Raw genomic sequence first — 26,463 nt, forward strand, 5'->3', positions numbered from 1 at the left:
TTATAGGTATTGGGTAACAGAAGATAATGAGTTAAAAAGTAAATAACGCCCTTTTTCTTCTAGCAAATCTTCAGCTTGTTCAATTGTTTCTAATGGTACGTCATCAAGATGGGCTTGAAAGCGTTCTATCTTCGATTGGATGATGGACGCTCGTTCTGGATATTGATCAATACCTTCACTTAGCGCATCGAGAAAACTCAGCAATTTATAAATAGCGTAGGGATCATCAACAAGCTTGGCGCTTTTGCAAAAGGGGCAAAGATCGTATTGATAACAGGTGATATCCTGCCCTTCTTCAATAATCCCCTTTTCTTCTGCAAATTTACGCGCCGCATAATGCCAATCTTTTTCTGAACTCAGATCAATTTGACCGTCACAATCAACACCGTTAGGGTTAGTGGGTCGGTTGCGTTTTTTCCAAATTTCGTATTCTAAGACAGGAATTTTTAGCTCTTTCTCAACTGTTTCTATAGCTTCATTGCGTGTCTTTCCCGCAGCGATGTGACTTAGCACCATCATTCCTTGCGATGTTTGCTTACTATTTGAAACAGGATGCCCATTTCGGTATCGCCTATCAGCCGTTTCAATGCTGTGCTGCAAAATCTTTTGAGCAGTCAACCCACGCTCTTCTGGTTTGTATTCTAAGTCAGAGTGAGTAACTCGAATTCGACTTGAATTTATATTTAAAAAGTAGTCTCCATGGTCTATACCGCACAAATTCAACAAATATGAGCTTATAGGCACCTTTCCTTCGGGCCACTGGTAAGTATGATTTTGCTTCCCCAAAGGCAGTAGAAAAGGAGGTTTGGTTCCACCACTACGCCGATTACTCAGACCAACTCGCGTTATACCAGGTATCGGGTTTCTCGTTGCTGCATAGCGCTCAACTAATTGAAGAAAACGGCGGTATTTAGAATCAACAGTAAAATCGCCTTTTGAGCCATCAAGATATTTAAAAGAAATCGTGATATTTCCATCTGTATCTTTATCTGAATAGCTAAGTGGCATCAGTACGTTTCGAAGTGAAACATCCGTCATACATGAGATGGCAGCGTAAGCTATGGGAATTGCTCTTTGTGTTACAACTTTTTTACCTAGTTCGATGACCTGCCTGTCCATTACCAATGAGTTATCTTCTCTCTGAACCCAGTTAAAAGTGGTCATCTTTTGATTTTCAACAATATCGGTATAGGTTTTAACTAAGTGATCGGCTAGCTCACCTCTGTCACTAGAAAGTAAATTTAAATTCCTTGATAACGCCGATAGAGCATGCCCCATATCCACCTTAGCTTTTTCTCCTTGGCTATTGAGAAAATATATTAAGGTATCAAACGGGTCATCACTGTACGTTTTTGAGAGTAATTCAAAGGTCTGGAGAAATGTGATGCCGTCGGCTTTCCCGACACTGTCTCGTTTATTAATATTAGCAACAATAAACCCAGCACTTTTTTCACTAGCTTCGGGATGCAAGTTTTCTTCTGAACCTGAAAACAACGCCTTTACGTCTTTTGCTGCACGACCTTTATATGCGCGAACTTGAGCTGTTTTCGATGTACGATTTTCTGCCTTCGATACTACTACTTTAATAGGATGACGAACCTCTTTGATCGGAGTGTCATTAAATGCGGTGTAGTAGGCAAATAAGGTGTAAGCTGCGGCCATACATTGATTAAAAGGACTCCCACCTCCATCTTTTACATCACCACCCCCCAACTCAATTGTAATGTCACGACTATTTGCCCTATCTACGACAATACCTTCTAAGCATCGAGGGGGAAGTACTTCAGGGTTCTCCTCTTTTAGAGCAATAAGTTGAGTTGCCAAAGAAAAAAAGAAAAGTTGAGTGCGCCGAACTAATCCATACCACTCACTTGATATATAAGGTTGTGTTGATGGTTCATCCTCCATAGAAGAAAAAGGTTTAAGCGTGGCTTGCCACTCAGATATATCAACACCAAGCACCGAAAGAAGATTATCGAGGAATATCTTTCTCCTACAAGCAGTGGATTCCAATATGCCAGCTTCTTCACCATCATAGTATTGAAAGCTATATTTTTTCTGCTCACGCCCCTCATGAACTAAACGCCACAATTCACCAGCGTTCCCAACATAAGAAAGGTATCCAGCCTGACAAAAAGGGGAGTTCTTTTTAAAGTCACAAAAAACAAGGTACTGCTTTAAAATGGATAACCTAGCAAATATAGAACCTTCACTACTGTTATTTTTTTTCTCTTGATCAACCCAGAACCTTAGCTTTTGCATTATTTCCAAGCGAGATGGTTTTACTAATGGCCTTTGGGGATCGCACTGCTCATGACACCAATCAAGAAGATTGAATTGATAACCATACGCATTCTCTTTTCGATGCAGTTTAAAACTCAAATCTAATGAAGTAACGTTATCTTTCGCTTTTGGTTGAGTAATGAGTTTATTTTTATTTCTAGATGCTGCTAATCGACTTTTTGCCATATGCTCACTTCAACACTTCTTGTGCAAATTGATTTTTTCGCTGAGAGAACTCAAACCATGTTTTATCATCATTTAGATAGTTAATGTATTTTTGAGTAGTACCTGTATTCTCATGCCCCATCAAGTATGCTAGTTCGGAGATGAGTGCCTCAAAGGGCTTACCTGTTTCAATATGTCTCTTGTACAGCCAATCGGTCGCAAAAGTAGCTCTTAAATCATGCGTAACAAAATAAATATCAAGCCCGCTAAGAATCATATCATTGCGTACAGCTTCCACATGCTTTTGAATTGTGTTTGGTGCGTAAATACTGCCATTAGATTGAACGAATAAGTGATTATGACGCAATAACCCACTGTCAATAGCTTCCTTCCTTGCCTTACTTAGCTTGTACTCATACAAAAGATCCATAACGTAGTCTGGAATTTCGATCGTTCTCTCTTTTCTGTATTTGGTAAGACAACCATTGATGCGCTCACCAATTGGCACTTTCATAACTTTAGATTTTGGCCTCTCTACGACAGAAGCAGGAAAAGTTATCAGTTCCTCAAGTCTTACCCCAACCTCAGTTGCCGTGTACAACATTAAGTCCTTAGTATCAGATGAATTTTCCACATCGATATATCGGTAAAAGGCTTGTTTTTCATCTTCACGCAAGGGACGTAGCTCGCGGATATCAGCATCTTGAGGCTTTTGTCTGTTCTTAAATGGCTTGGTGAGACCCGTCGTATACACGGTAATATTGCCGCGATAACTATTGAGATGTGAGAGCATGTCATGTTGCGCTCTCTTATTTTTGTTCTGTATACGAACGTTCTTGGCTGAAAACTCAAATGGGCGAAAAGTTTTGCTAAGTGGGACTATCCGTTGGCGATGAAGATAGGTGTAGTAAGCAACTACTTTTAGTACATAGCTAGAAGCCGTATTTGGAGAACCACCGATTTTTCCATTTTCATCTTCGGTATAAAGATTCTCTAATAAGTAATCACGATATCTAACGACTGGGCTTTCTTCTACTTTCTCTGTGCAGTCAAATATTGTTAATGGTAGCTTCTCTTCAATCAAGACACCTGTTCTTTTGTCAGTATGTTCTGGGATTTCCATACTCATCCAACGATAGAAGCTTAATAAGGCATTTGCATGAGATTCAATTGTATCAACGGATGATATATCTGGATTTGACAATAGAGAGTGCAGGTATAAATTGACTGGCACTACATTAATGCCATCTGGGTCAACTAAAATCGGAAGTTTATAAATAAATGGTTTTGAATTGTCATTTACTTCGTGGACTATTTCTCCACTATCAGGGGCCGCCCTACTGGTAAATGAAGGATATTTATCCGTGTTGATCCACATAAGACAGTAATCAACACAATAGTCCTCTGGAAATGCCTCACTCTGCTCAATCAAATTAGCACCAAATAATCAGACAATTATAGCACTACACTAAGCTAATAAATCCATTATGTCTAATTTTTATACTAAAAACTTATTAACTTGCGTCGTCTAATAAAGATCCCAACCGTAGTTCTGGATTCACACCAGATTCCCTTTTCAGCCATCTATACTGCTAGATAGCACCAGCTAGGCGCAAATGTTATTCAGCTATCATTCCTTTGTCCAGCCAATATTGTGCTTTTATATAACCAGCCGCTTTATCACTAATGCCTGATAACGGGTTTACACACTATATTGATCACAGGAGAGTGACAAAGCTGGACATGTCGCAGATATTGAATAAAATCTGCGCTCCTAAAACAAACGCACTCAGCACTTGAAGGTAATAAACATGGCGACTCTTGAAGTAAATCCACAGCGCTACCAAGAACAACTGGCGGAAAAGGTCGAACGTCTAAATGAGATGTTTGCTCCCTACCACGTTCCAGAACTGGAAGTGTTTGAGTCCCCAGAGCAACATTATCGTATGCGCGCTGAGTTCCGTGTTTGGCATGAAGGGGAAGACCTTTACTACATCATGTTCAATCAGGAAACGCGTGAAAAATACCGCGTTGACCAGTTCCCTGCGGCGAGCCGTCTGATCAACGACTTGATGCCATTGCTGATTGATGCAATGAAAGACAACGACTCTCTACGTCGTAAACTGTTCCAAGTGGATTTTCTATCGACACTGAGCGGTGAGATTCTGGTGTCTCTGCTATACCACCGTCAATTGGATGATGAGTGGACGAAGAATGCAAAAGCACTCAAGCAACGTCTGAACGATGAAGGCTTCAACCTGAACCTGATTGGTCGTGCACGTAAAATGAAAATTGTTCTCGATCGCGACTACGTGATTGAAAAACTCGACGTCAATGGCCAACCGTACGTTTACCAACAAGTCGAGAACAGCTTTACGCAACCCAACGTCAAAGTAGCTGAAAAGATGCTGGAGTGGGCAATCGACTGTACCAACGAAAGCCAAGGCGATTTACTTGAGCTTTACTGTGGTAACGGTAACTTCTCACTGGCACTCGCGCAGAACTTTAACCGAGTACTGGCAACCGAACTGGCAAAACCTTCCGTCGAGTCTGCGCAGTACAATATTGCGGCCAATAACATTGATAACGTTCAGATCCTACGCCTATCCGCGGAAGAATTTACTCAGGCTATTGAAGGCAAACGTGAATTCCGCCGCCTAAAAGACGCGGGTGTCGATTTGAAGAGCTACAACTGCAACACGATTTTTGTCGATCCTCCTCGCTCAGGCATGGATATCGGTACGTGTAAGATGGTGCAGGGCTATGAACGTATCCTTTACATCTCCTGTAACCCAGAAACACTCAAGGACAATCTTGACGTTTTAAGCGAAACACACAACATCACGCGTTTTGCTCTGTTTGATCAGTTCCCTTATACCCACCATATGGAAGCGGGTGTCCTACTGGAACGCAAAGCGTAGCTTGATAAGAAAACACAAAAAAACGAGCCATTTAGCTCGTTTTTTTATATTTGGGGTCAGGCTACTCAGCGCTAGCGGAGCGGTTCATAAAACCCAGTTTCTTGCCAATCCATAGCAATAGCAATAGCGACACTATGATGGCAAAGAAGTTAGACCCCGCATCTGGGTGCTGCGCTTTGACAAAAGCAGAGTGGCCAAAGGCGCCAACGAAGAAACACGCTAGGCCAACCAGCGGAATGTCTTCGGAGACAGGGTTACGTAGATATTCTTGGTACAGCGCCTGCACAGACAGCACAAGCGCAATCAGTGGAAAAATAGAGAAAGAAACTTCGCTCATTGTCAGCCATGACAACAATGCGTCTCCACACATACCAGCAATCAATGCAAGTACGAGCGTCTTCTTCTCAGAACCACGATTAACTTGGTTTACTTCATTCGACATTAATCAATCCCACCTTTTAATCGGTTACGGTTACGTTCACGTTCTTTGCGATACCATAAAGCCCCTTTGGCTATCATTCGCAATTGCATAATCAATCGTTCCGCAAGCTCATCTCGCTCGCGTCGATTCAAATCCAGTGCTTCTGCGCCTGAGCTAAACACTAAGGTGACGGAAGCTTCAGCCTGGGTATAGGCTTCATCACGCGTCATTCCTGTGCTGATCAAATACTCGGTCAGTTCAGCGGCAAAATGCTGAATCTCTCTCGCCACAGCGGTACGAAAGTCAAACGATGTTCCCGAACGTTCTCGCAATAATAGTCGAAACACATTGGGGTTGCTTTCAATGAACTCCATAAACGTCTCGATAGAAGTGCGAATCACACTCCCCTCTTTGACGATTCGCTGTCGCGCCTGGCGCATCAACTGACGAAGCAGCAAGCCACCTTCGTCAACCATGGTCAACCCCAGCTCATCCATATCTTTGAAATGGCGATAAAATGAGGTTGGAGCAATCCCTGCTTCCCGGGCAACTTCTCGTAAACTCAGGTTCGAAAAGCTTCGGTCAGCGCTAAGCTGGCTAAACGCAGCATCAATTAGTGAACGACGCGTTTTTTCTTTTTGCTGTGCACGGATTCCCATGGATTTCATCTGTTTTCTATTTATTGGTTTAGTAGCAGTTAATATACAACGATTACCTTAAGGACATAAGCCAAAATCGTAACCTTTGACTACCGCGTGACAATTAAACTCAGCCTGATTTCTTTTTCAATCACTTAACGCTGGTTTAGAGACCTATCACCGCGCAAATACCAGATATGAAACATTCTGCGTGATCGCTTCCACTCTCTAGTGCGCTGACCGTGTGCTCTATCGTGAAATCAGTTAAAATCTCGCTAAAGCAATGTTAAGACAATATAACAAAGGAAAAGTTATGGCGGAAAGTAACCACTTTGACGTGATCGTTATTGGTAGTGGCCCTGGCGGTGAAGGGGCAGCGATGGGGCTAACCAAAGCGGGACTCAATGTCGCCATAGTGGAAAAAGAGAGCAGCGTCGGTGGCGGTTGTACCCACTGGGGAACCATCCCTTCTAAAGCGCTGCGTCATGCGGTCAGCCGTATCATTGAATTCAACAATAACCCGCTGTTTTGCCATAACAACACCAGCTTACACTCTACGTTCTCCAATATCTTGGGCCACGCTAAATCTGTGATTGATAAGCAGACTCGCCTGAGACAAGGCTTCTACGATCGTAATCAATGTTCTTTGATTTTCGGTACTGCACGCTTTACGGACAAGTACACTATTGCCGTCACTCAAGCAGACGGCACAGAGGAGCTGTACAGCGCTGATCGATTTGTGATTGCAACAGGCTCACGCCCATACCAGCCAGCTGATGTCGACTTTATGCATGAACGCATCTATGACAGCGATTCTATTCTCAGTCTCAAGCATGACCCTCGTCATATCATCATTTATGGTGCCGGCGTGATCGGCTGTGAGTATGCGTCAATCTTCCGTGGTTTGGGCGTAAAAACGGACTTAATCAACACTCGAGACCGACTGTTGTCTTTCCTTGATAATGAAGTATCAGACGCCTTGTCTTATCATTTCTGGAACAGCGGTGTTGTGATCCGCAACGACGAAACTTACGAGAAAATTGAGGGCACCGAAGATGGCGTGATTATCCATCTCGAGTCAGGCAAGAAAATGCGCGCCGATTGTATTCTTTACGCCAACGGCCGCACGGGTAACACCGACAAACTCAACCTATCGGCTGTGGGTTTAAACGCCGATTCTCGTGGCCAGCTCACCGTTGACAGCAACTACCAGACAGAAGTCGACCATATTTACGCAGTCGGCGATGTTATTGGCTACCCTAGCCTAGCTAGTGCCGCTTATGACCAAGGCCGATACGTGGCACAGGCGATCAATAAAGGCCAAGCCGATGGCAATCTGATTGAAGATATCCCGACCGGTATTTATACCATTCCAGAAATCAGTTCAGTAGGTAAGACAGAGCAAGAGCTAACGGCAGCAAAAGTCCCTTATGAAGTAGGCCGATCTTCGTTTAAGCACTTAGCTCGCGCTCAGATTGCAGGTAAAGACATCGGCAGCTTGAAGATTCTCTTCCACCGTGAAACCAAAGAGATCCTTGGTATTCACTGCTTTGGTGAGCGTGCTGCGGAAATCATCCATATCGGACAAGCGATTATGGAGCAAAAAGGCGAAGCCAATACGATTGAATACTTCGTCAATACCACATTCAACTATCCGACCATGGCCGAAGCGTACCGCGTAGCGGCGCTGAATGGCCTCAATCGCTTATTCTAAGTCGAGCAATAAAAAAGCCGCAGTCATCGCTGCGGCTTTTTGTTAAGCAGTCAAAAATTGTCGTTTGCGCCACTGCTGATAAAAAATCACCGCCAGTGTCACACCACGCATCCCCATAAAATTCAACATAGCCAGCCACAATGCATGGTTACCGAAACTGGCCAAGGCGAAAAATACCCCAAAGAAAGTGCACATTGCGAAAAACATGCTGTTGCGCATTTCTCTCCCTTTCGTTGCCCCAATGAATATGCCATCCAATAAGAAACACCACATTGAGACTAAAGGCATCGCCATCAACCAAGGAAGGTATATCAGTGCTGTATCGTGCACTTTCGGGATGTCGGTGATCAGACTGATCAAGGACGATCCGGCGAAAGCAAACACAGCCGTTAACCCCAAACAGATGATCAGACTCCAGAAGAAAGTTCCCACCAATGACACGCTGAGCTGTTGCTTATCCTTAGCGCCTATCGCTTTACCAACCATCGCCTCCATCGCATAGGCAAATCCGTCCATGCCGTAGGAAATGATCATCAGAAAACTCATTAATACCGCATTGGCAGCCACAATATCATCGCCAAAGCTTGCGCCCTGGAACGTCATAAACGTAAAGGTCGCTTGCAGGCACAAAGACCGCAGGAAAATATCACGGTTAAGCTTTACGAAACGGCTTAATCCATGGGTGGTGTCTTTCAGCAACGAAGCAATCGAGGGTAAATGGCTTTTATGCCACGTACGCCAAACACACCATAGGCCAAAGCTCATACCACTATAATCAGCAATCACCGACGCCAGTGCGGCACCTTCCACTTTCCAGCCAAAGCCAATCACAAACAGCACATCGAGAACGATGTTGGTGACGTTTGCAATGATCACCATCCACATCGGTGCACGTGCGTTCTGCGTCCCTAGCAACCAGCCCAATAAGACAAAGTTAACTAAGGCAGCAGGAGCGCTCCAAGCACGAATGGCAAAATACTGCTCACCATAAAATTTGACTTCATCACTCGCACTGCTCAGCGAAAATACCAGATTGGCAATCGGTTGGTGAAATAGGAGAAACAGCAATGCAAAACCCAAGGCCATCGCGACACCCTGAGTGAACACTAAGCCGAGTTGTTTACCACTTTGAGCACCATACGATTGCGCCGCCAGCCCAGTGGTCGACATCCGCAAAAAACCCAGTAGCCAGAAAGTCACACTGATCATGGTACTGCCAAGCGCAACTCCGCCCAGATACCAAGCATGTTCAAGGTGGCCAATAACCGCCGCATCAACTAAGCCGAGTAAAGGTACGGTTATGTTCGATAGAACCATGGGGATCGCCAGCAGTAGAACCTGCTTATGTAGCGCTTTATTGGAAAGGGTCTGAAGTAATTGCACGTTTGCACTCATCATAAAAGAAGAGTGCAAAGTGTAACCGGATTACCAGCGAAGCTGAACCACTACCGGAGTAAGCCTATGCTTAAGGGAATTGAATTTGGTGAGCCAGCGTTGCCATAACTTCCAACGCCCGCAGTGTTTATCTAATGGAGAAAAGGTCTTAGCCCATCGCGCCCATGGCAGGTAATTAAGTGTTGCATCCCCGGGTGCTGCATAACCATGGTTATAACTGCCTGCGCCCATTTTCTGACCAAGCTTGCTTGCCGCAAGATCCCCCGCCAGCACCACACACGCTCGTGCTGAATCAAAGTGCCAACCAAGGGCCTGAATGAACTTACCAACTTGTTTTTCACTGCAATCCAGTAAAGCGTGTTCACAGACAATCAATACCGGTGCCTTTTCCGGTACAGGCAAATAATCCAGCCATGACAAGTCATCAACGTTGCCGCACATATGTTGGTAGCGTTCGCTTTTATGGAACAGTTTCTGACGCCAAAGGAGGTTTTCCGTCACATCAAGTTCAAGCCAGTGACAACGACCATTGTCAACTCGGTAGAAACGTGTATCGAGGCCAGCGCCAACATTGATTATCCAACCGTCGGGATTGCGCGAAATGAAGTGATTGACCTGATCGTCACAGATTTGAGTCAGGGTGGCATGAAGAAGTTGTTTCTGATCGATATCACCAGAGAGGCACTCTGGTGCGAGTTGGCAACGCTGACACGCGTTAGCCGCGATTGGGTCATAAACCAAGCCGTTGTCGACCAAGCTTTCTCGGCTGCGAAGCCAGAGAGGTTGCAACAAATTGGCCGGGATTTGATAGCGATGTGTTGAAGCTTTTTGCTTAGCGGCCATGATCATCTTCCTTTCATACCAGAAATAAGATGATAATGAATATCAATTACAAAAACAAGTAATTGAGAATAGATCTCAACTAAAATATGAAATCTCGAGCCACAACTCACAGACTGAAGTGACAAAACAACGTCAGAAAGCACGCTCACTGACGTTAAAAGCCATTCAATACCACTGTGAGCAGTGCAGTGATTACATCCAGTCGGTATTGCGGATAATTCCGACTGCTAGACCTTCAATCGCTAGGTGCTGACATGACAGGTCAACTTTAATAGGTTCAAACTCTTCGTTTTCTGCATGGAGTAAAACAGTTGACCCTTTGCGTTCCAAACGCTTAACGGTGACATCGTCATCGACACGAGCAACAACCACCTGACCATCATGAACGTCTTGGGTTTTATGCACCGCAAGCAGATCACCATCCATGATACCGATGTCTTTCATACTTTCGCCGTTGACGCGCAATAAGAAATCAGCCTGAGGCTTGAACATGGCCGGATCCACCTGATAATGCGCTTCAACGTGTTCCTGAGCCAGAATCGGTTCACCTGCCGCAACCTGACCAATCAAAGGCAGGCCATCATCATTGGCAGCGTCTTCTAGCAAGATGCGGATTCCACGCGATGCGCCTGGAATAATTTCAATCGCTTGCTTACGCGCTAGAGCTTTTAAATGCTCCTCTGCGGCATTGGCAGAACGAAAGCCCAGTTCGCGGGCGATTTCAGCACGCGTAGGAGGCATACCTGTGTCATCAATTTTACTCTTGATCAGATCAAATACTTGTTGCTGGCGTGGCGTTAACGGCTTCATAAGTCACCTGTCTTTTTATACAGTTAACTGTGAGTATATCCAGTAATTGTTTAAATGAAAAGCCAATTGCTGGTTTTTTGATAGAGTTAAACTTTTGACTACAAAAACAATACTTCCAGCCACACGTAACCTGTCAGTAGCATGGTCATCATGACTGCCGCCGACCCAATATCTTTCGCCCTGCCGGCCAGCTCATGCTGCTCTTCACTAATACGATCAACAACGGCTTCAATAGCACTGTTAAACAGTTCGGCAATCAATACCAGCACCACAGTGGCAATCAGTAAGATGCGTTCTAGCTGACTAACATCAAGCAATAGTGCGGTTGGAATCATAACCGCTGCGAGGAAAATTTCTTCTCTAAATGCAGGTTCATTTTTAAACGCCGCTTTGAGGCCTTGGCATGAGTAACGGGTTGCATTTCTTATACGTTTGAATCCATGAAGTGATTTTTGCGGCACAGACTTTTCTCTTGAATAATTAAATAGATGATTTGATTTTGGCTAAATTGATGCTTTTACGCCCAATTACCAGTAAAAGGTTCGACCAGTTTCTGATATCCTTGCAGCCTTAAAAATATCAGCTTGAACGCTTTTCCATTCCTACAATAAAAGAAATGGAAAACGCTTATGCGATTTATCTGTTTTTTGAGGCCAAGAACCTTATGTCTTCCGGACAATCATTATCGAGTTCATTACTAAAACTGCCCTTGTCAGTGATGGTAAAAGGAACCGCGATTCCTTCAAATCCTATTGAAGATCATAACATCGATGCAGCCAAACCCATCATTTATGCCCTACCTTATCGTTCGAGCGTTGATTTAGTCACACTCCAAACACAGGTCGTGCGCCTTGGTTTGCCTGATCCGTTTGAGCCAGTTGAGATCAACGGCAAGTCATTCAAACGTTATGTATTTATTTCTTCACGTCAAACCGTGATGAGCAATGATCAGGATGTCCCTAGTGAGTCCGTCGCTCTATTTTCTGAGCTGCTTGAGCTGCATAAATTTGACAGTGAACTGGATGTCCAAGTGATTCCGGCTACGGTCCTTTGGGGCCGTAAGCCAGGCAAAGAATCCCAGCAAACGCCTTATCTTCAAGCGCTCAATGGCCCTGAAAAAGCGATGGCGGTACTTAAATCAGGCCGTGACTGTCTGGTTCGGATTAGCCCTGTCGTATCTCTGCGTTACATGGCCGATTCTCACGGCACCGATGCTTCCATCGCCCACAAGCTGGCTCGCGTTGCTCGAATCCATTTTTCTCGTCAGAAACTGGCGGCATCTGGACCAAACTTGCCTAACCGTCAGGCGCTGTTTAATCGCTTGATGAAGTCCAAAGCGATTGAAAAAGCGATTGCAGACGAAGCAAAAGCCAAAAATATCTCACTCGAGAAAGCGCGTAAAGAAGCGCAAGATATCATGGATGAGATTGCGGCAGACTTTTCATACTCCTTGGTGAAAAACGGCGACCGACTGTTGAGCTGGCTGTGGAATCGCATTTATCAGGGCCTGAATATTAACAATGCGTCCACGGTACGTAAGTTGGCTCAAGATGGGCATGAAATCGTCTATGTGCCTTGTCACCGTAGCCACATGGACTACCTACTTCTGTCTTACGTTTTATTCCACGAAGGCATGGTACCGCCACATATCGCTGCAGGTATTAACCTCAACTTTTTCCCAGCGGGGCCACTATTCCGTCGCGGAGGCGCGTTCTTTATTCGCCGTAGCTTTAAGGGGAATAAACTTTATTCCACTATTTTCCGCGAATATCTGGCGGAGCTGTTCACCAAAGGCTATTCAGTTGAATACTTCAGTGAAGGTGGACGTTCGCGCACGGGCCGACTGCTTCAGGCTAAAACAGGTATGTTGGCAATGACCATTCAGGCGATGCTGCGCGGCCTCAACCGACCAGTCACTCTGGTGCCTGTCTATATTGGTTATGAACACGTCATGGAAGTGAGCACATATGCCAAAGAACTTCGCGGCAAACGTAAAGAAAAAGAAAACGCTGGCCTAGTGCTACGTACGATTCGCAAACTGCGCAATTTTGGTCAAGGCTACGTGAACTTTGGCGAGCCGATTCCACTCAACCAGTACCTGAATGAAAACGCGCCAGAGTGGACACAAGATATTGACCCTATGGGGAGCACCAAGCCACAGTGGCTAAACCCAGTGGTTAACGACTTGGCGACTAAAATGATGACGCACATAAACGATGCGGCTGCGACCAACGCACTGACATTGTGTGCTACTGCGCTGCTTGCTTCACGTCAACGTGCTCTTTCTCGTGACAGCCTAGTCAAACAAATCGAATGTTATCTGTCGCTACTTAAGAACGTACCTTATTCGTCTACTTTCACGGTGCCGGACGAAGATGCGGAAGCCTTGGTCAAACACGCAGAATCGCTGGACAAGTTTGTCATCGAGTCTGACACCATGGGCGAGATCGTGTCACTGGATCGCAATCAGTCGATCCTAATGACCTACTACCGCAATAACATTATTCACCTGTTCGCGATTCCATCTTTGATAGCTCAGATGCTGATCCGTCATCAGCAGCTTAGCTTGGAGCAAATCAAAGCCAATGTGGCTTTGGTGTATCCATTCCTGAAACAGGAATTGTTCCTGAGCATTGAAGAAGAACAGCTCGGTGATGTCACGGAAGCCTACATCGAGGAGATCGCTCGTCTTGGTCTGGTTGCTATCGACACAGAGCAGAATGTGGCACTCAAGCAGGCTAACACCCAGGTCTTGATGCTGCTTGGTCGCACCATTACGGAAACCCTGCAACGTTACTCGATTGCACTTAACCTGCTAACCGCCAACCCGGAATTGGGCAAAGCCGATCTTGAGCAAAAGAGCCAAGACATCGCTCAGCGTTTGGGTCGACTGCACGGCATTAATGCGCCTGAGTTCTTCGACAAAGGGGTTTTCTCCGCTATGTTTACCACGCTGCAGCAACAAGCGTATCTGGACAAAGACGGTAACTGCGATAAAGAGAAAAGTCAGATTCTGGCCGAGCTGCTTTACTCTATGCTTTACCCAGAAGTTCGCCTAACGATTAAAGAAAGTATCTGTCAGGTCGGCGAAGCGTAATCGACAGCCAAGATACAAAAAGGGCATCCGATTGGATGCCCTTTTTATTTTTTCAAATTCTTACCAGAACGCAATCAACAATCCAGCGGCGATCACCATCCCGACATAGTTGTTATTCAGAAAAGCGCGGAAACACAAATCTCGTTCTCGATGACGAATCAGGTGATGCTGAAAAACAAACAGCGCACCCGCGATTAGCAGGCTCCAATAATAGCTGGCGCCTAACTCATACCAATTCCCAACAGCAATAAGCATCGCCATCGTCACTAACTGCAACGCCCCAATAATCATCTTGTCAAAGCGGCCAAACAGAATGGCTGTCGACTTGATGCCAATTTTGAGGTCGTCATCGCGATCCACCATGGCATACTGAGTATCGTAAGCAATCGTCCAAAGTGCGTTGATGGCAAAGATAAACCACACCATCGCAGGCAATTCATTAGCCTGAGCGGCCCAAGCCATTGGAATCGACCAACTGAACGCTAACCCAAGGAATAGTTGCGGTAAATGGGTGTAGCGCTTCATGAATGGGTAGATAAAAGCGAGAAACAGGCCGGCAAAAGAGAGTTTGATGGTCAGTGGGTTCATGGTCAGTACCAGCAGGAAAGACGCGACAGATAAGACAATAAAAAGCCCAATCGCTTCTTTTGACGTCACTCTTCCTGAAGGCAAAGGACGCTGACTGGTGCGCTTGACATGACCATCGACTTTGCGGTCTGCGAAATCATTGATCACGCAACCCGCAGAGCGCATAAACACCACACCTAGAATAAACACGACTAAAACCGTCAGATCAGGCACGCCTTGCGCTGCAATAATCAGAGCCCACAGAGTCGGCCATAACAAAAGCAAGGTACCAATCGGCTTATCCATGCGCATTAATTGCCAATAAGCCTGAGCTTTTGCCGCAGTCATCTAAACGCTCTCCTTCGAGTACATCGGTGCGGTTGGCAAAAACAGCTCTGCCACCAGCATAGGTTTGTGATTCATCCATAAACGAGAACGGCGAGCAAGGAACTGACCGTCTGGCGTTTCAGCCCAACCCACTTGCAGCGCATCGCGTTTAACGTTCTCAGCATTAAATACCGTCAAACCAAGCGGAATTTCGCCTTGGCGCGTCAAATCGAATTGCTGACCATCCATAGAGGATTGCGGGATTAAGGTTCTGCCCAGAACCCAAGCATTACCATCCCCTTTCAAGACGACTTTGCGCAGCAAGCATTCTTCTTGTGCAAGAAGCTCAATTTCCTGCGGATTGAGCTTCTCTGCTTTAACTACTTTGTTATGCAACAAATCTACACTTAATGTCTGGCAGTGGGCTTCTAATAAACGTGACAATGAGCCCTGTTCCAACAACCAATTTTTCGCATTTTGTGTAGGAAAGCTAAACTTATCAGGATCTTGCCATTCGACTTGGCGAAGAGCAGATAAATAAAGCGAAGTAAATTGATTCATACTAGTATTCAATAAGTAGCTTTATCGTCGTACAATAAAGCTTCGATCTTAGTTGTTAACCACCCCATCGAGTGCTTAACGCATAATTATTACAAATAGATGCTCTATTGTAACAAGACTCAGACGATTCGAGTATCGTGATTAGAAGAAAGAAAAGACAGAAATATGATTAAACGTTACTTAGTCCAAATATTTGTCGCTTTGAGCGTCTTGGTTAGCCTCTCATCTATCGCCGAAGAAGGCGGCGAACCTAAGTTGGCCTACTTTACCCTAGAGCCGGATCTGACAACAAATTTTTATACCAAAGGCAAACAGCTCGGTTACATTCAGGTACGTATTGATATTATGGTGGCGAATGAGACTGATCTGGCGATCATCGAATTACATCAACCACTCATCCGCGATGCAGTGATTGAGCTGCTGGGTAAACAATCCTCGGATACGATCACTTCATTAGCGGGCCGCGAAGATTTACGCAAAAACCTCGTTGAGCAGCTGAACTCTATTTTGCTGCCAGAAACAGGTAGAACGATCATTGCCGATTTGCTGTTTACCAAATACCTCTACCAGTAACCACATTTTGCAAAAAAGCGGCTTCGGCCGCTTTTTTTATTTCTTTGCTCGACTGGCATCCACCAAGCCAAATACGACACCAGAAATCAAGCCAACCAGATGGGCCGTGTTGGCAATCGCCATAAAGGGTTGAACAAACCCTAGTACCAGCCAGACCAGCATAAAACCTATAATAGATTTTGGCATATTGAGCCCAAGCTGTGGTGCTTTGTATCCCAGCATCCATAAGTAGCCGACCAACGCATACACTACGCCAGATAAGCCACCGAAGTTGGCCCCTTCTACCCAGTATTGGCCTGCACCTGACAATGCCGCTGACACAACAAACAACTGAAGGAGTTTTTTCGCACCCAATCGCTGCTCAATGTCTCCCCCTAGTTGCCACCACCACAACAAGTTAAACGCAATGTGCACGACCGAGAAGTGCAGAACCGCATGACTGACCCAGCGCCACAGCTGCCACTCTTGTCCGGCGAGCGCGGGAAAGTGCAAGGCTGAGAAAACCGCCTGGCCTGCTCCAAACTGCTGTAAGGCAAAGATGATGATACACACCAACATCACAGCTAACGTCACAGGACCAGCTTTGGCCTTCACCATCGCTAACATACTGGGAGACTGATAACTAAACTGGCTGGTTCGACTTTCAGCCATGTCCCATGACGCAGCTTGGTATTTAGCGTCGCTGGGATTGTCGAGAAAATGTTGCAGCTCTGCTTCTGCTTCAATCTGATGCTGAGAATCGGCAAGCCACAATGCAAACTGACCACTTCCTTCCGGCATCATCTTTATATCAATATGACGTGATGCCATATAGTCGATAAACGCTTGCGCCATGCGCGGATTGGAAATCGAGATCAGTCTTATCATAGCGGTTCCTATGGCAGGTTGGATTCAACAGGCAGCTGAGCGCGTTGCCAGGCTTCAAAGCCCCCATCAACACTATACACCTGCTCAAAGCCTTGGTTAACCAAATATTGTGCCGCCCCTTGGCTACTAATACCGTGGTAACACATCACCAGTACAGGCTGTTCAAATTCCACTTCATCCATAAACTTAGTAATAGTGTCGTTCGTCAGATGAAAGGCGGCTTCTGGATGAGCAACGGCGAAAGATTGTGGATCACGAATGTCGACTAAACGAGCGTCACCTTGTTCAAGTAAGGCCTGTGCACCTGCTACATCAATGTGTTGAAACTGGTCCATTTACTGTCTCTTAAATAGGAATAGGGAGTTGGGCGTCATTGTAACCTATCCAGTGGTCAACAAGTACACCAGCGCAGTAAGGTTATCCACTTGCGATCATTTCTTCACCATCTGTGGATAAATTTGTGGATTACGTTGATAAAGTATCCAAAGGAAGTTGGATCCACAATATGTAGTGATGATCCTTATTTTTTTGTGTGTAAGAGTAAAAGTATCCCCATGAGAAAAATGCCTCTGATACCTTTATTCACCCGCCTTTCTGACATATAGCGAAGAAATTTACCACAGAGTTACCCACAGGCTGCTTGGCAAAATTCGATCCAGAAAAGTCTAGGCCTCAGGGTATTATTGGATCGATAAAACGAAAAAACCGAGATCAAATGATCTCGGTTTTTAAATTCGATCGCGATGAGAATTAGAAGTCGCCGACGGCAGCCTTTAACTTCTTCATGGCATTTTTTTCAAGCTGACGAATACGTTCAGCAGACACACTGTAGGTTTCCGCCAATTCCTGTAACGTCGACTTATTGTCTTCAAGCCATCGTGAACGGACAATATGCTGACTACGCTCATCCAGACTCGACAAGGCTAAGCTTAAGCGGTTGTTCGTATGCGCTTCCCAGTTGGCCGCTTCGACATTGTCGGCAACATCCGAGGCTTTATCTTCTAAGTACAGCATTGGCGCTGTGTAAGAAACACCTGAATCGTCATCATCGTTCTGCATTTCAAATGCCGCATCCTGAGCTGCAAGACGAGATTCCATCTCACGCACCTCAGATGGCTCAACACCCAGCTCTCTAGCAACAGTTTCAACTTCACCGTTGTTAAACCAGCCAAGGCGCTTCTTCGATTTACGCAGGTTGAAGAACAATTTGCGCTGAGCCTTAGTGGTCGCAATTTTCACAATACGCCAGTTACGCAGTACGTATTCGTGAATTTCAGCTTTGATCCAGTGCACCGCAAATGACACCAAACGCACACCGACTTCCGGATTAAAGCGTTTTACTGCTTTCATCAGGCCGATGTTGCCTTCCTGTACTAAGTCTGCCATTGGCAAGCCATAGCCAGAGTAACCACGAGCTACGTGCACCACAAAACGAAGGTGCGAAAGAATCAGGCCTTTTGCCGCTTCAATTTCGCCGTTGTAGTGTAGTCGCTCAGCCAGTCCACGCTCCTCTTCAGCGGTCAGCATTGGATAGCCGTTCACTGTGCGGATATAGCTATCTAAGCTATCTTGTGTAACTACAGCCATTGGATACGCTTGGTTAGTCATTCAATTCCTCATCAATTTCTGATCTGGAGTAGGTTTTAGCCCATCAATCTTGAACCTAAAATGAACAAGATTCAAGCGGGGGAAAGTTATTATGCATAAACCTTTCGTCTATACAAGTAAAAAAGTACACGGTGGCGTATACTTTTTCAAATAATTAGGACAACAACTATTTATACAGGTTCAATTTCTTTCAAATGACGCTGCGCTGAAACTTTCGCTGCCAAGCATCCTAAGAAGGTGCCAAGCATCAATAATAACAAGCTTTCATCCCAGCTTAGTCCAATCAGGCGGAAACGACTATCGTACAGCAGAGCCAATTGCTCTACGCTGCTGTTCAGTACCACAGTGATAATCGCCGTCATGATCCAGGCAGTAAGTGCTCCCAACAGACCAAACCACATCCCTGAGTACAGGTACGGTCGGAGAATAAAGCTGTTGGTTGCCCCTATCAGCTTCATAGTCTGAATTTCTTCTTTATTGGCAAGGACATTGAAACGCAGGGTATTACCGACAATCAAAAATACCGAACCCAGCATCAAAACAGACAAGGTGATCACTATGCCCCCGACCAGATTCTTGATCGCATCAAGACGCGTCAGCCAATCTTCGTCAAGGCGAACATCCGTCACTTCTTCTTCACCCGCTAATGTTGCTGCCAACTGTTTGATCTTTATTTTATCTTCAACGCTTGGCGTGACGATAAGCACACCCGGTAGCGCATAGTCATCCAGCAAAGAAATTGCATGATCAAACCCAGAGTACTGGCTCAGGTCATCAAGACCTTGTTGTGGCGAGATATATTCTACCTTGGCCACTTCTTCCATACTTTCCAGTTGGTCTTTCAACACCATAATGCGAGCTTCTGGCGTTTGTTCTTGTATGTAACCACTCACTTTCGATGGACTGGTTACATCGCTTGAAGCCGCTGCAAGGTTTTTGCCCAGGAGGTACAAAGCCGCGGGCATGGCTAACGCCATCGAAATCACCGCCAACGTAAGAATGTTACCCAGAGGCCGAGACCACATAACAGCAAAAGACGCTCTGGCCTGCTTGAAATGAACGGTAAAGAAACTGTCACGCTTTACACGGTTTTTCGGGCGTCCTTTAGCCGATTTTTTGTTGCGCACATTAGCAGCCATAATCTTCTACCTCACTCAGGAAACCTTGGTTCAATTCAAGGTGGCGATATTGTGGCCGTGTGTTGACCAGGCCAATATCGTGCGTCGCCAACAGAATGGTGACTCCAGCGCGGTTAAACTCTTCAAAGAGCTTAATGACTCGATTTGACAGTTCAGGGTCCAAGTTACCCGTAGGTTCATCCGCCAGCAGCAACGTTGGTCGATTGACTACAGCGCGAGCAATACCAACACGCTGCTGTTCACCGCCAGACAGCTGACTGGGTAAGCATTTAGCTTTATCCAGTAAATCCGTTTTATCCAGCGCTGCAGAAACTCGACGTTTAATCTCACTCTCAGAGATAGACTCGATACGCATCGGCAATGCGACATTATCAAATACCGAACGATCCATCAGTAAACGGTGGTCCTGAAAGACAATGCCGATGTTTCGACGCAAGAACGGGATGTCTTTATTGGGAATACGAGTGATATCGTGATCATTAAAGCTGATTTTTCCGTCCGTTGGGCGCTCAATGGCACAAATCAACTTGAGCAAAGTGCTTTTTCCAGCGCCGGAGTGGCCACCGAGAAAAGCCATTTCTCCGCGGCGTAGGTGGAAATCCACCTTTTGCAGCGCTTGTCTGCCTCCGCGATACGCTTTACTTACTTGCTGAAACTTTATCACTCGTCGTTCCTCTTACTGAGCTACTGATTAGTCTTCGCGGCTGAATAATGCGTCAATAAATTCCTGAGTTTCAAATGGGCGTAGATCATCAATGCCTTCACCCACACCAATATAGCGGATAGGAATCTGGAACTGATCGGCCAACGCAAAGATAACCCCACCTTTAGCGGTACCATCTAATTTGGTGAGGGTAATGCCGGTTAACGGTGCAACATCACTGAACAGTTTTGCCTGACTAATAGCATTCTGGCCCGTACCCGCATCCAATGTCAGCATGATTTCATGCGGTGCAGAGTCATCGACCTTCTTCATCACTCGAACGATCTTACGCAGCTCTTCCATCAGGTTAGCTTTGTTTTGTAGACGACCCGCAGTATCGGCAATCACCACATCAACACCTTTGGCTTTTGCAGACTCAATGGCGTCATAAATAACCGATGCACTGTCTGCGCCGGTATGCTGAGCCACAACAGGTACTTGGTTGCGCTCACCCCATACTTGGAGCTGCTCAACGGCCGCAGCACGGAAGGTATCGCCTGCAGCCAGCATGACTTTTTTACCCTGAGATTGGAATTGCTTAGCCAGCTTACCGATTGTTGTCGTTTTACCGACACCATTCACGCCAACCATCAGGATAACGTAAGGGGTTTTATTGGTATCAATTTCAAGCGGCTTTTCAACGGTCGAGAGAATGCCTGCCATCTCTTCTTTCAACAGACCATACAGTGCTTCGCCATCTTTCAGTTCTTGACGTGAGGCTTTTTCTGTCAGGTTGTCGATGATTTTCACCGTGGTATCCATACCAACATCGGCAATCAGTAGCTGCTCTTCCAGCTCTTCAAACAGCTCATCATCAATTTGTTTGTCTTTAAACAAGCCAAAGAAGCCAGCACCTATGTTAGCTTTTGTACGCGCTAAGCTACGCTTTAAGCGGGCAAAAAAGCTTTCGGTTGGCTTCTCTTGCTCAATCACACGAGGTTCTTGTGGCTGTTCTGCTTCTGCTTCTGCTAAGTCAGCCTGAGGCTCTGGCTGAACGTCGTCAACGGTTTGCGCTTCTTCTGCAACTTCTTCAACTATTTCCGATTGGGTTTCTTCAGCAGCTTGCTTGGCTTGTTGCTCCTCATCACCGAAGCCAAGCCAAGAAAGTAATCCGCGCTTCTTTTTTTCCGTCATCTGGGGATATCCTAGATTGTCTTAATTTACTCTGACACTTTTCGCCGGGTATTGTCCCGGTAAAGAAAAGAAAAATGACAACAGAGTGAAAAGTTTCCAGCGTAATAACGATGGTATACACTTTGTCATCAACAAAATTTGGGCTGTACTCAGGACGAACTCACTGAGCGACTGGGTATAGTATCACTTTATTAGCGGTCAAAAAATCTATGGTACGGCGTCGCCAGCAAAACACATCACAAAAAAAGCCTTCAACGGGCTTTGTTCGAATTATTAGCGGCTTATGGAGAGGAAGAAAACTGCCTGTTCATGATGCAGAAGGGCTACGCCCGACAACGGATCGCGTCAAAGAAACCCTTTTCAACTGGCTGGCTCAGGATGTGCCTCAGGCAAAATGCCTCGACTTGTTTGCCGGTTCTGGCGGATTGGGCTTTGAAGCAGCTTCGCGTCAGGCTGATAAGGTCACCATGATTGAGCTCAACCCGAATGCATTCAAGCAGTTAGAAAAAAACATTGCGGCTCTTAATTCGAATAACCTTACCGCAATTAACAGCGATGCGTTGAGCTTTCTTCAACAAGCAGGTACTCCGCATCATGTGGTATTTATCGACCCACCATTTCGCAAAGGCTTGCTGGAACAAACCGTCACTTTGCTGGAAAGCAATGGCTGGTTGGCCAACGATGCCATGATTTACATTGAAACTGAGAAAGAACTTGCGTTGGAAGGCATTCCAACCAACTGGCACCTACACCGAGAAAAAACGGCAGGCCAAGTCAGTTACCGATTATTTGAAAGACAACAAGACTAAAAAGGAAGTCTCATGAAAGCTCTACTTTTTCTTGCCAAAGCCGCGATTGGCTTTGTGTGGTTCATCCTGATCCTGAACTTCTTTATGCCCTTTCCGGGCAAAGCGGCGATTGCGCTTTACATTATGACGGCCTTCCTGTTCATCATGCATGGTTTGCAATCAGCCATCTTTATCGGCGCGTTTGGTGACAAGATTAAGATGACCAGTTGGGAAAAATGGTCGATTCTGATTTTCGGCATCTTTGCCCTGCTCGATATTCGTCGCAAGTACATGATGTAAAACCCACACCATCCAATGTAAAACGCCGTTCATCTTGAGCGGCGTTTTTTTTCTTAGCTTAGATAACTCTTCACTCCGTTGAGGAACATCTGAGTCGAAATCATTACTAGCAGCAGTCCCATCAGGCGCTCAATGGCTTTTAAGCCTCGCTCACCTAAGATACGGTGGAAGAAGTTATAGAACATCAGGATAAAGAAGGTCGCCCCCCACGCCAACAAGACAGCGCCAGACAACTCAAGCAATTTGTCTGGGTGCTGGGTCGACAGGAGTAACAGTGCCGCAATCACTGATGGCCCCGCAATCATAGGAATAGCCATAGGGACAATAAACGGTTCTTCGCCCGCCGCGAGGCCTGTAATGCTGCCCGCGCTCGGGAAAATCATCTTAATCGCGATGATGAACAGGATAATACCGCCAGAAATACTCAGCGTTTCGGGCTCAACATGAAGGAAACTCAGAATCGCCTGACCTGCAAACAGGAACAGCATCAGGATAATCAGTGCGAAGCACAACTCGCGCACCAGAACTTTGCGCCTGCGTTTTGGGTCAAGGTGCTTGAGAATCGATAGGACAATTGGAAGATTGCCAAGCGGATCCATGATAAGAAACAACATGGTTGCGGCAGAAAGAATTTCCATGAATGAGCCTCCAAAGCCAAAAAGTTCTCAGTGAACAGAGCGAAAAGTCGGCGAAGTATATCAACACCGTTTGACAATTTGGAGGCAAAAAGCAGAGTTTTTAATGGCTACAGACGCGTTCTAAGTTCAGCGCCCATTTTCCTTTCACATCAACGATCTTTTCTCGTTCAATAAAAAACGCCATCAAGGCATCCAAATCTAGCCCATCCAGTTTACAGGTATGGAACTTAGCATCATCACCAAACTCAGCGCAGGCAACCTCTCGCAGCTCCTGCATTGTCATTGGTCGATCATGCAATAAGTTTAGAACGTTATGTGCGTGTATTTCGTTAGACATGATTTCCTCCACGAATAATTCAGTGAAGAGAGAATAGCCTGATGTTATTGAATAGATTTTGATTTCAGATAATCAAAGAGGCAGTAATCAAGGAATGCGCCAGTAGGTAACTGCCAGAAATCAGATAACGGCCATAGCGAATAGGGTGTTTGTAGTCATGCACGGCAAGCAAGCCTGCCGATAACGTCAGAGTCAGCGTTCCTAAAAAGCCCAGCACACTTTCCACTGTCCCGGTCAAAAGCCACACTTCACCCGCCGCCCAGTTTAGCTGCAGTAACATCATGCCCATTATCACCACTGGGAAGATAAGACGATCAATTTTGGGCAGCATTAGGAAGAACACCACAACACCAATCGCCAACAGCATCGCAGGTAGCCACCAGACAATCTCGCCCGAAAGCTGAAGCCAAAAAGAGGTGCTGTAACAAAGCTGGGCTCCGACAAACGCGGCAAAGCACAGCTTTTGTTGTCGTTTATAGATATAAAGACCGTCTGCCAGCATGGAGATCAACAAACCCAATGTGACCCACCAGGCCGATAGGCCAACCAGACCATTCTGGCTCCACAGCATGACGACAAGCATGCCTAACGACAATGTTTTAAACACGACCGCTTGTTTGTTCTGGTTGCTTTCGTTAGCAGAAATACTAATAAATCCTGACAGCGCGACTGAAAGCCAGCTCCACATGGGTCCACCTCTTTTAAACTGAGTCGCCAGTGTAGGCAGGACGCTAAAGATGTCCAGAAATGGAAAGCAAAACTTGGATCTTGATTGGCTTCTGACAGAGTCACAAAGGCGTCGGTAAAGCGCTAGCTAAAGCACCTTCTCTTTCATCACAGGCTTTTACACCAACTAAATTTGGCGTAAACGCCGACTTTATCCAAATTCACCAGACCCAGCTAACCAAGATCCAAAAAAGCATAAAAACAAGAACACATAGCCACATCAAAATCATTAAAATCAACAAGTTAAACCCAAACCAAGCTCATCATTAGCTCCCAAAACCAATAGAATGCAATCTTATTCAGGTAAGCCGGCAGCCATTTTAATCAAAAACTAGGTAAAACAAGCCAAAACAAAACCCAATAACCATCAATTTAACCCAACACTGACACCAAGATAGCAATCAATCAAACAAAATGACAATCTCTATAATTTAACAACAATTAAACATCATTAAAAACATTAAAAACCAATAACTTAAGCACCAAAACAAACAACAAGAACAGTTTTCAATCAACTCAAAAACCATAGAAACACAATCAAAAAACCATCCTAAACACTGCATTTTCGCACTTACACAGCGTTACTTTTAAAGCTTAGGAAAATAAAAACTTGATCAAAGCACAAAAACACTGCTATTCTAAATTACATAGAGTTAAGCATCACTGAATAGGAGCAGGGTTATGATTACTTCTTCACAAAAACAAGGACTTGTAATGATCGCAGTTGTTGTTGGCCTAATGACACTGCCGATGATGTACTAAGCCATAGTTACAAAAGCAAAAAGGGACGCATTCGCGTCCCTTTTTGTTATGTCGCAGATTTTTCACACAAAACCCGCCTACAAATCCAACGGATTTCTAAGTTTGACTATTTTTTAAAAACAGCCTGTTTTAGACCTTTTATTACAAATGCTTAGACAAGATATCCCAATGGGCATAATAGAAAAGCAGTGCCGCTAATGTAATCAGAGTCATCAAAGTAATCGCCGCTCGCCAGATAAAGCGACTACTGCGTGGCGTGAGCTCTTTTTCACATTCATCACACACAGAAAGAAAGTCACTACGACTTTCCAACTTGTAATCTTCTTCATGAACTATCTTATTGCGAATGGTCGCGATATAGCGCAACTTACCAATCACATCGTGCGGTAGTCGCTCCTCGCAGCTGGTGATCAACTGATGTAATCCCTTACCTTCAGCGTGATATTGCGTGCGAAGCAGCTTTTCAATTGTTCGTGTCCGTGTCACTACTTTTTCGATATCAGACATGGCTTCCCTCCATCGCTAGTAAGTTTAGGGGCAGAGACTGACCTCTTCCAGCCAGCACTATAAGTAAATAATATTCCGTCTCATTATCTACTATCTAGCCCCATTTTTACGGTCCTTTGCAAGTAAATTAATGTAAAGGAATCAATGACTAGCTTTATCAGCATACTGACAAAATCACCACTAACGTGTGATATGTCTCGAAGAATGATACAAAGGGCAACAACAGAGGCTCACAGTTGTGTTCAAAGCCCTAACCTGAGTCCAAATTAGCACTAAAATAACCCATCGGCTTTTTGGGGAGAACAACAATGCCATTAACGTTATTCATTGCCATTATTGTGTTTGTGCTCGCCAGTGGTTGGGTATTTAGCCGACTTTATCGCAGACACATTCAGGGAGAAAATGCGCCTGAACAAACAGCGGACGTCACTGTTCTCGATAAACAGGCCATTGATGTTTATGACGCCCAACCAGGACAAGATGAGCAGGAATACTGGATTTACGTGCAGAAAGGACGTCTAGGCCCTAAACGAGAGTTTCAGGTTGGAGTGCATTATTTCCATGCCTTAAATCCCGGAGACAAAGGCATGCTGACTTATCAAGGTGATAAGTTTCTTCATTTCGCGATGAAGCGCTAAT

General features: G+C 45.3%; 27 protein-coding genes. 7 read left to right on the forward strand and 20 right to left on the reverse strand.

Going from position 1 to position 26,463, the window contains the following annotated elements; genetic code table 11:
- On the reverse strand, positions 1 to 2,469 hold the full coding sequence (locus IX95_RS12645) for a hypothetical protein (RefSeq protein ID WP_038160622.1): 2,469 nt from the start codon (positions 2,467 to 2,469) through the stop codon (positions 1 to 3).
- 4 nt (positions 2,470 to 2,473) lie between these two features.
- Positions 2,474 to 3,880: a tyrosine-type recombinase/integrase gene (locus tag IX95_RS12650; protein WP_038160624.1), complete on the reverse strand. Its 1,407-nt coding sequence runs from the start codon at positions 3,878 to 3,880 to the stop codon at positions 2,474 to 2,476.
- 379 nt (positions 3,881 to 4,259) lie between these two features.
- On the opposite strand from IX95_RS12650, the gene trmA reads away from it, so the two are divergent.
- A complete protein-coding gene (gene trmA, locus IX95_RS12655) occupies positions 4,260 to 5,369 on the forward strand; it encodes a tRNA (uridine(54)-C5)-methyltransferase TrmA (protein WP_038160627.1) in 1,110 nt (369 codons plus the stop codon).
- 61 nt (positions 5,370 to 5,430) lie between these two features.
- Here the strand turns inward: trmA and IX95_RS12660 are convergent, their stop codons facing one another.
- Positions 5,431 to 5,811, reverse strand: a complete 381-nt coding sequence (locus IX95_RS12660) for a YijD family membrane protein (protein ID WP_006957287.1) — start codon at positions 5,809 to 5,811, stop codon at positions 5,431 to 5,433.
- The gene (fabR, locus tag IX95_RS12665) at positions 5,811 to 6,458 is read right to left on the reverse strand and encodes an HTH-type transcriptional repressor FabR (protein WP_006957289.1); all 648 of its coding nucleotides are present in this window, start codon (positions 6,456 to 6,458) and stop codon (positions 5,811 to 5,813) included. The genes IX95_RS12660 and fabR overlap by 1 nt, the downstream gene beginning before the upstream one ends.
- Positions 6,459 to 6,711: 253 nt before the next feature.
- Here fabR and sthA point away from each other — a divergent pair, with 253 nt between their 5' ends.
- Positions 6,712 to 8,142, forward strand: a complete 1,431-nt coding sequence (gene sthA, locus IX95_RS12670) for a Si-specific NAD(P)(+) transhydrogenase (protein WP_080568950.1) — start codon at positions 6,712 to 6,714, stop codon at positions 8,140 to 8,142.
- Between the two features lie 42 nt (positions 8,143 to 8,184).
- Here sthA and dinF read toward each other — a convergent pair whose 3' ends face one another.
- The 4 genes from dinF to IX95_RS12690 all read right to left on the reverse strand — a co-directional run bounded on the left by dinF (position 8,185) and on the right by IX95_RS12690 (position 11,651).
- On the reverse strand, positions 8,185 to 9,540 hold the full coding sequence (gene dinF, locus IX95_RS12675; protein WP_081885434.1) for an MATE family efflux transporter DinF: 1,356 nt from the start codon (positions 9,538 to 9,540) through the stop codon (positions 8,185 to 8,187).
- A 27-nt stretch (positions 9,541 to 9,567) separates the two neighbouring features.
- Positions 9,568 to 10,380 carry a class I SAM-dependent methyltransferase gene (locus IX95_RS12680; protein WP_038160635.1) on the reverse strand — a complete coding sequence of 271 codons (813 nt, stop codon included), beginning with the start codon at positions 10,378 to 10,380 and terminating at the stop codon, positions 9,568 to 9,570.
- 192 nt (positions 10,381 to 10,572) lie between these two features.
- Positions 10,573 to 11,190, reverse strand: a complete 618-nt coding sequence (gene lexA, locus IX95_RS12685) for a transcriptional repressor LexA (RefSeq protein ID WP_006957296.1) — start codon at positions 11,188 to 11,190, stop codon at positions 10,573 to 10,575.
- Between the two features lie 98 nt (positions 11,191 to 11,288).
- Positions 11,289 to 11,651 (reverse strand): diacylglycerol kinase, encoded by a 363-nt coding sequence (locus IX95_RS12690; protein ID WP_021458056.1) that lies wholly within the window; start codon positions 11,649 to 11,651, stop codon positions 11,289 to 11,291.
- A 203-nt stretch (positions 11,652 to 11,854) separates the two neighbouring features.
- Here IX95_RS12690 and plsB point away from each other — a divergent pair, with 203 nt between their 5' ends.
- A complete protein-coding gene (gene plsB / locus IX95_RS12695) occupies positions 11,855 to 14,287 on the forward strand; it encodes a glycerol-3-phosphate 1-O-acyltransferase PlsB (RefSeq protein ID WP_029235941.1) in 2,433 nt (810 codons plus the stop codon).
- A 60-nt stretch (positions 14,288 to 14,347) separates the two neighbouring features.
- On the opposite strand, the gene ubiA is transcribed toward plsB, so the two are convergent.
- Both ubiA and IX95_RS12705 read right to left on the reverse strand, forming a co-directional pair.
- Positions 14,348 to 15,202, reverse strand: coding sequence for a 4-hydroxybenzoate octaprenyltransferase (ubiA, locus tag IX95_RS12700; RefSeq protein WP_019274066.1), 855 nt, complete (start codon positions 15,200 to 15,202; stop codon positions 14,348 to 14,350).
- The gene (locus tag IX95_RS12705; protein WP_019274065.1) at positions 15,203 to 15,742 is read right to left on the reverse strand and encodes a chorismate lyase; all 540 of its coding nucleotides are present in this window, start codon (positions 15,740 to 15,742) and stop codon (positions 15,203 to 15,205) included.
- Positions 15,743 to 15,907: 165 nt separating this feature from the next.
- Between IX95_RS12705 and IX95_RS12710 the strand changes: the two genes are divergently transcribed.
- On the forward strand, positions 15,908 to 16,315 hold the full coding sequence (locus IX95_RS12710; protein WP_006957301.1) for a flagellar basal body-associated protein FliL: 408 nt from the start codon (positions 15,908 to 15,910) through the stop codon (positions 16,313 to 16,315).
- A gap of 36 nt (positions 16,316 to 16,351) precedes the next feature.
- Here IX95_RS12710 and glpG read toward each other — a convergent pair whose 3' ends face one another.
- The 6 genes from glpG to ftsY form a co-directional block, all read right to left on the reverse strand.
- Complete coding sequence (gene glpG / locus IX95_RS12715) at positions 16,352 to 17,182, reverse strand: rhomboid family intramembrane serine protease GlpG (protein WP_038160639.1); 831 nt, start codon at positions 17,180 to 17,182, stop codon at positions 16,352 to 16,354.
- A gap of 8 nt (positions 17,183 to 17,190) precedes the next feature.
- Positions 17,191 to 17,517, reverse strand: a complete 327-nt coding sequence (glpE, locus tag IX95_RS12720) for a thiosulfate sulfurtransferase GlpE (protein WP_006957303.1) — start codon at positions 17,515 to 17,517, stop codon at positions 17,191 to 17,193.
- Between the two features lie 415 nt (positions 17,518 to 17,932).
- Positions 17,933 to 18,790: an RNA polymerase sigma factor RpoH gene (gene rpoH / locus IX95_RS12725; RefSeq protein ID WP_006957304.1), complete on the reverse strand. Its 858-nt coding sequence runs from the start codon at positions 18,788 to 18,790 to the stop codon at positions 17,933 to 17,935.
- A 170-nt stretch (positions 18,791 to 18,960) separates the two neighbouring features.
- Positions 18,961 to 19,929, reverse strand: a complete 969-nt coding sequence (gene ftsX / locus IX95_RS12730) for a permease-like cell division protein FtsX (RefSeq protein ID WP_038160642.1) — start codon at positions 19,927 to 19,929, stop codon at positions 18,961 to 18,963.
- Positions 19,919 to 20,593 carry a cell division ATP-binding protein FtsE gene (gene ftsE, locus IX95_RS12735; protein WP_019274063.1) on the reverse strand — a complete coding sequence of 225 codons (675 nt, stop codon included), beginning with the start codon at positions 20,591 to 20,593 and terminating at the stop codon, positions 19,919 to 19,921. The genes ftsX and ftsE overlap by 11 nt, the downstream gene beginning before the upstream one ends.
- A 27-nt stretch (positions 20,594 to 20,620) precedes the next feature.
- Complete coding sequence (ftsY, locus tag IX95_RS12740) at positions 20,621 to 21,766, reverse strand: signal recognition particle-docking protein FtsY (protein ID WP_038160644.1); 1,146 nt, start codon at positions 21,764 to 21,766, stop codon at positions 20,621 to 20,623.
- A gap of 209 nt (positions 21,767 to 21,975) precedes the next feature.
- On the opposite strand from ftsY, the gene rsmD reads away from it, so the two are divergent.
- Together rsmD and IX95_RS12750 are read left to right on the forward strand one after the other, a co-directional pair.
- The gene (gene rsmD, locus IX95_RS12745; protein WP_038160648.1) at positions 21,976 to 22,575 is read left to right on the forward strand and encodes a 16S rRNA (guanine(966)-N(2))-methyltransferase RsmD; all 600 of its coding nucleotides are present in this window, start codon (positions 21,976 to 21,978) and stop codon (positions 22,573 to 22,575) included.
- A gap of 12 nt (positions 22,576 to 22,587) precedes the next feature.
- Positions 22,588 to 22,854 (forward strand): DUF1145 domain-containing protein, encoded by a 267-nt coding sequence (locus tag IX95_RS12750; RefSeq protein ID WP_006957308.1) that lies wholly within the window; start codon positions 22,588 to 22,590, stop codon positions 22,852 to 22,854.
- A 53-nt stretch (positions 22,855 to 22,907) separates the two neighbouring features.
- Here the strand turns inward: IX95_RS12750 and IX95_RS12755 are convergent, their stop codons facing one another.
- From IX95_RS12755 to IX95_RS12770, 4 genes are all read right to left on the reverse strand, one after another.
- Positions 22,908 to 23,492, reverse strand: coding sequence for a YhgN family NAAT transporter (locus IX95_RS12755; protein ID WP_006957309.1), 585 nt, complete (start codon positions 23,490 to 23,492; stop codon positions 22,908 to 22,910).
- Positions 23,493 to 23,592: 100 nt separating this feature from the next.
- Positions 23,593 to 23,829: a YecH family metal-binding protein gene (locus IX95_RS12760; protein WP_019274060.1), complete on the reverse strand. Its 237-nt coding sequence runs from the start codon at positions 23,827 to 23,829 to the stop codon at positions 23,593 to 23,595.
- 64 nt (positions 23,830 to 23,893) lie between these two features.
- Positions 23,894 to 24,517, reverse strand: a complete 624-nt coding sequence (locus IX95_RS12765) for a lysoplasmalogenase (protein WP_038160651.1) — start codon at positions 24,515 to 24,517, stop codon at positions 23,894 to 23,896.
- A 941-nt stretch (positions 24,518 to 25,458) separates the two neighbouring features.
- Entirely contained in the window at positions 25,459 to 25,824 is a 366-nt protein-coding gene (locus IX95_RS12770) for a hypothetical protein (protein WP_019274057.1), read from the reverse strand.
- A 308-nt stretch (positions 25,825 to 26,132) separates the two neighbouring features.
- Here IX95_RS12770 and IX95_RS12775 point away from each other — a divergent pair, with 308 nt between their 5' ends.
- Positions 26,133 to 26,462, forward strand: coding sequence for a DUF2500 domain-containing protein (locus IX95_RS12775; RefSeq protein ID WP_038160654.1), 330 nt, complete (start codon positions 26,133 to 26,135; stop codon positions 26,460 to 26,462).
- Position 26,463: the final 1 nt, after the last annotated feature.

The sequence above is a fragment of the Vibrio sp. B183 genome, from assembly GCF_000740665.1.
In the GTDB taxonomy this organism is placed as follows: domain Bacteria; phylum Pseudomonadota; class Gammaproteobacteria; order Enterobacterales; family Vibrionaceae; genus Vibrio; species Vibrio coralliilyticus.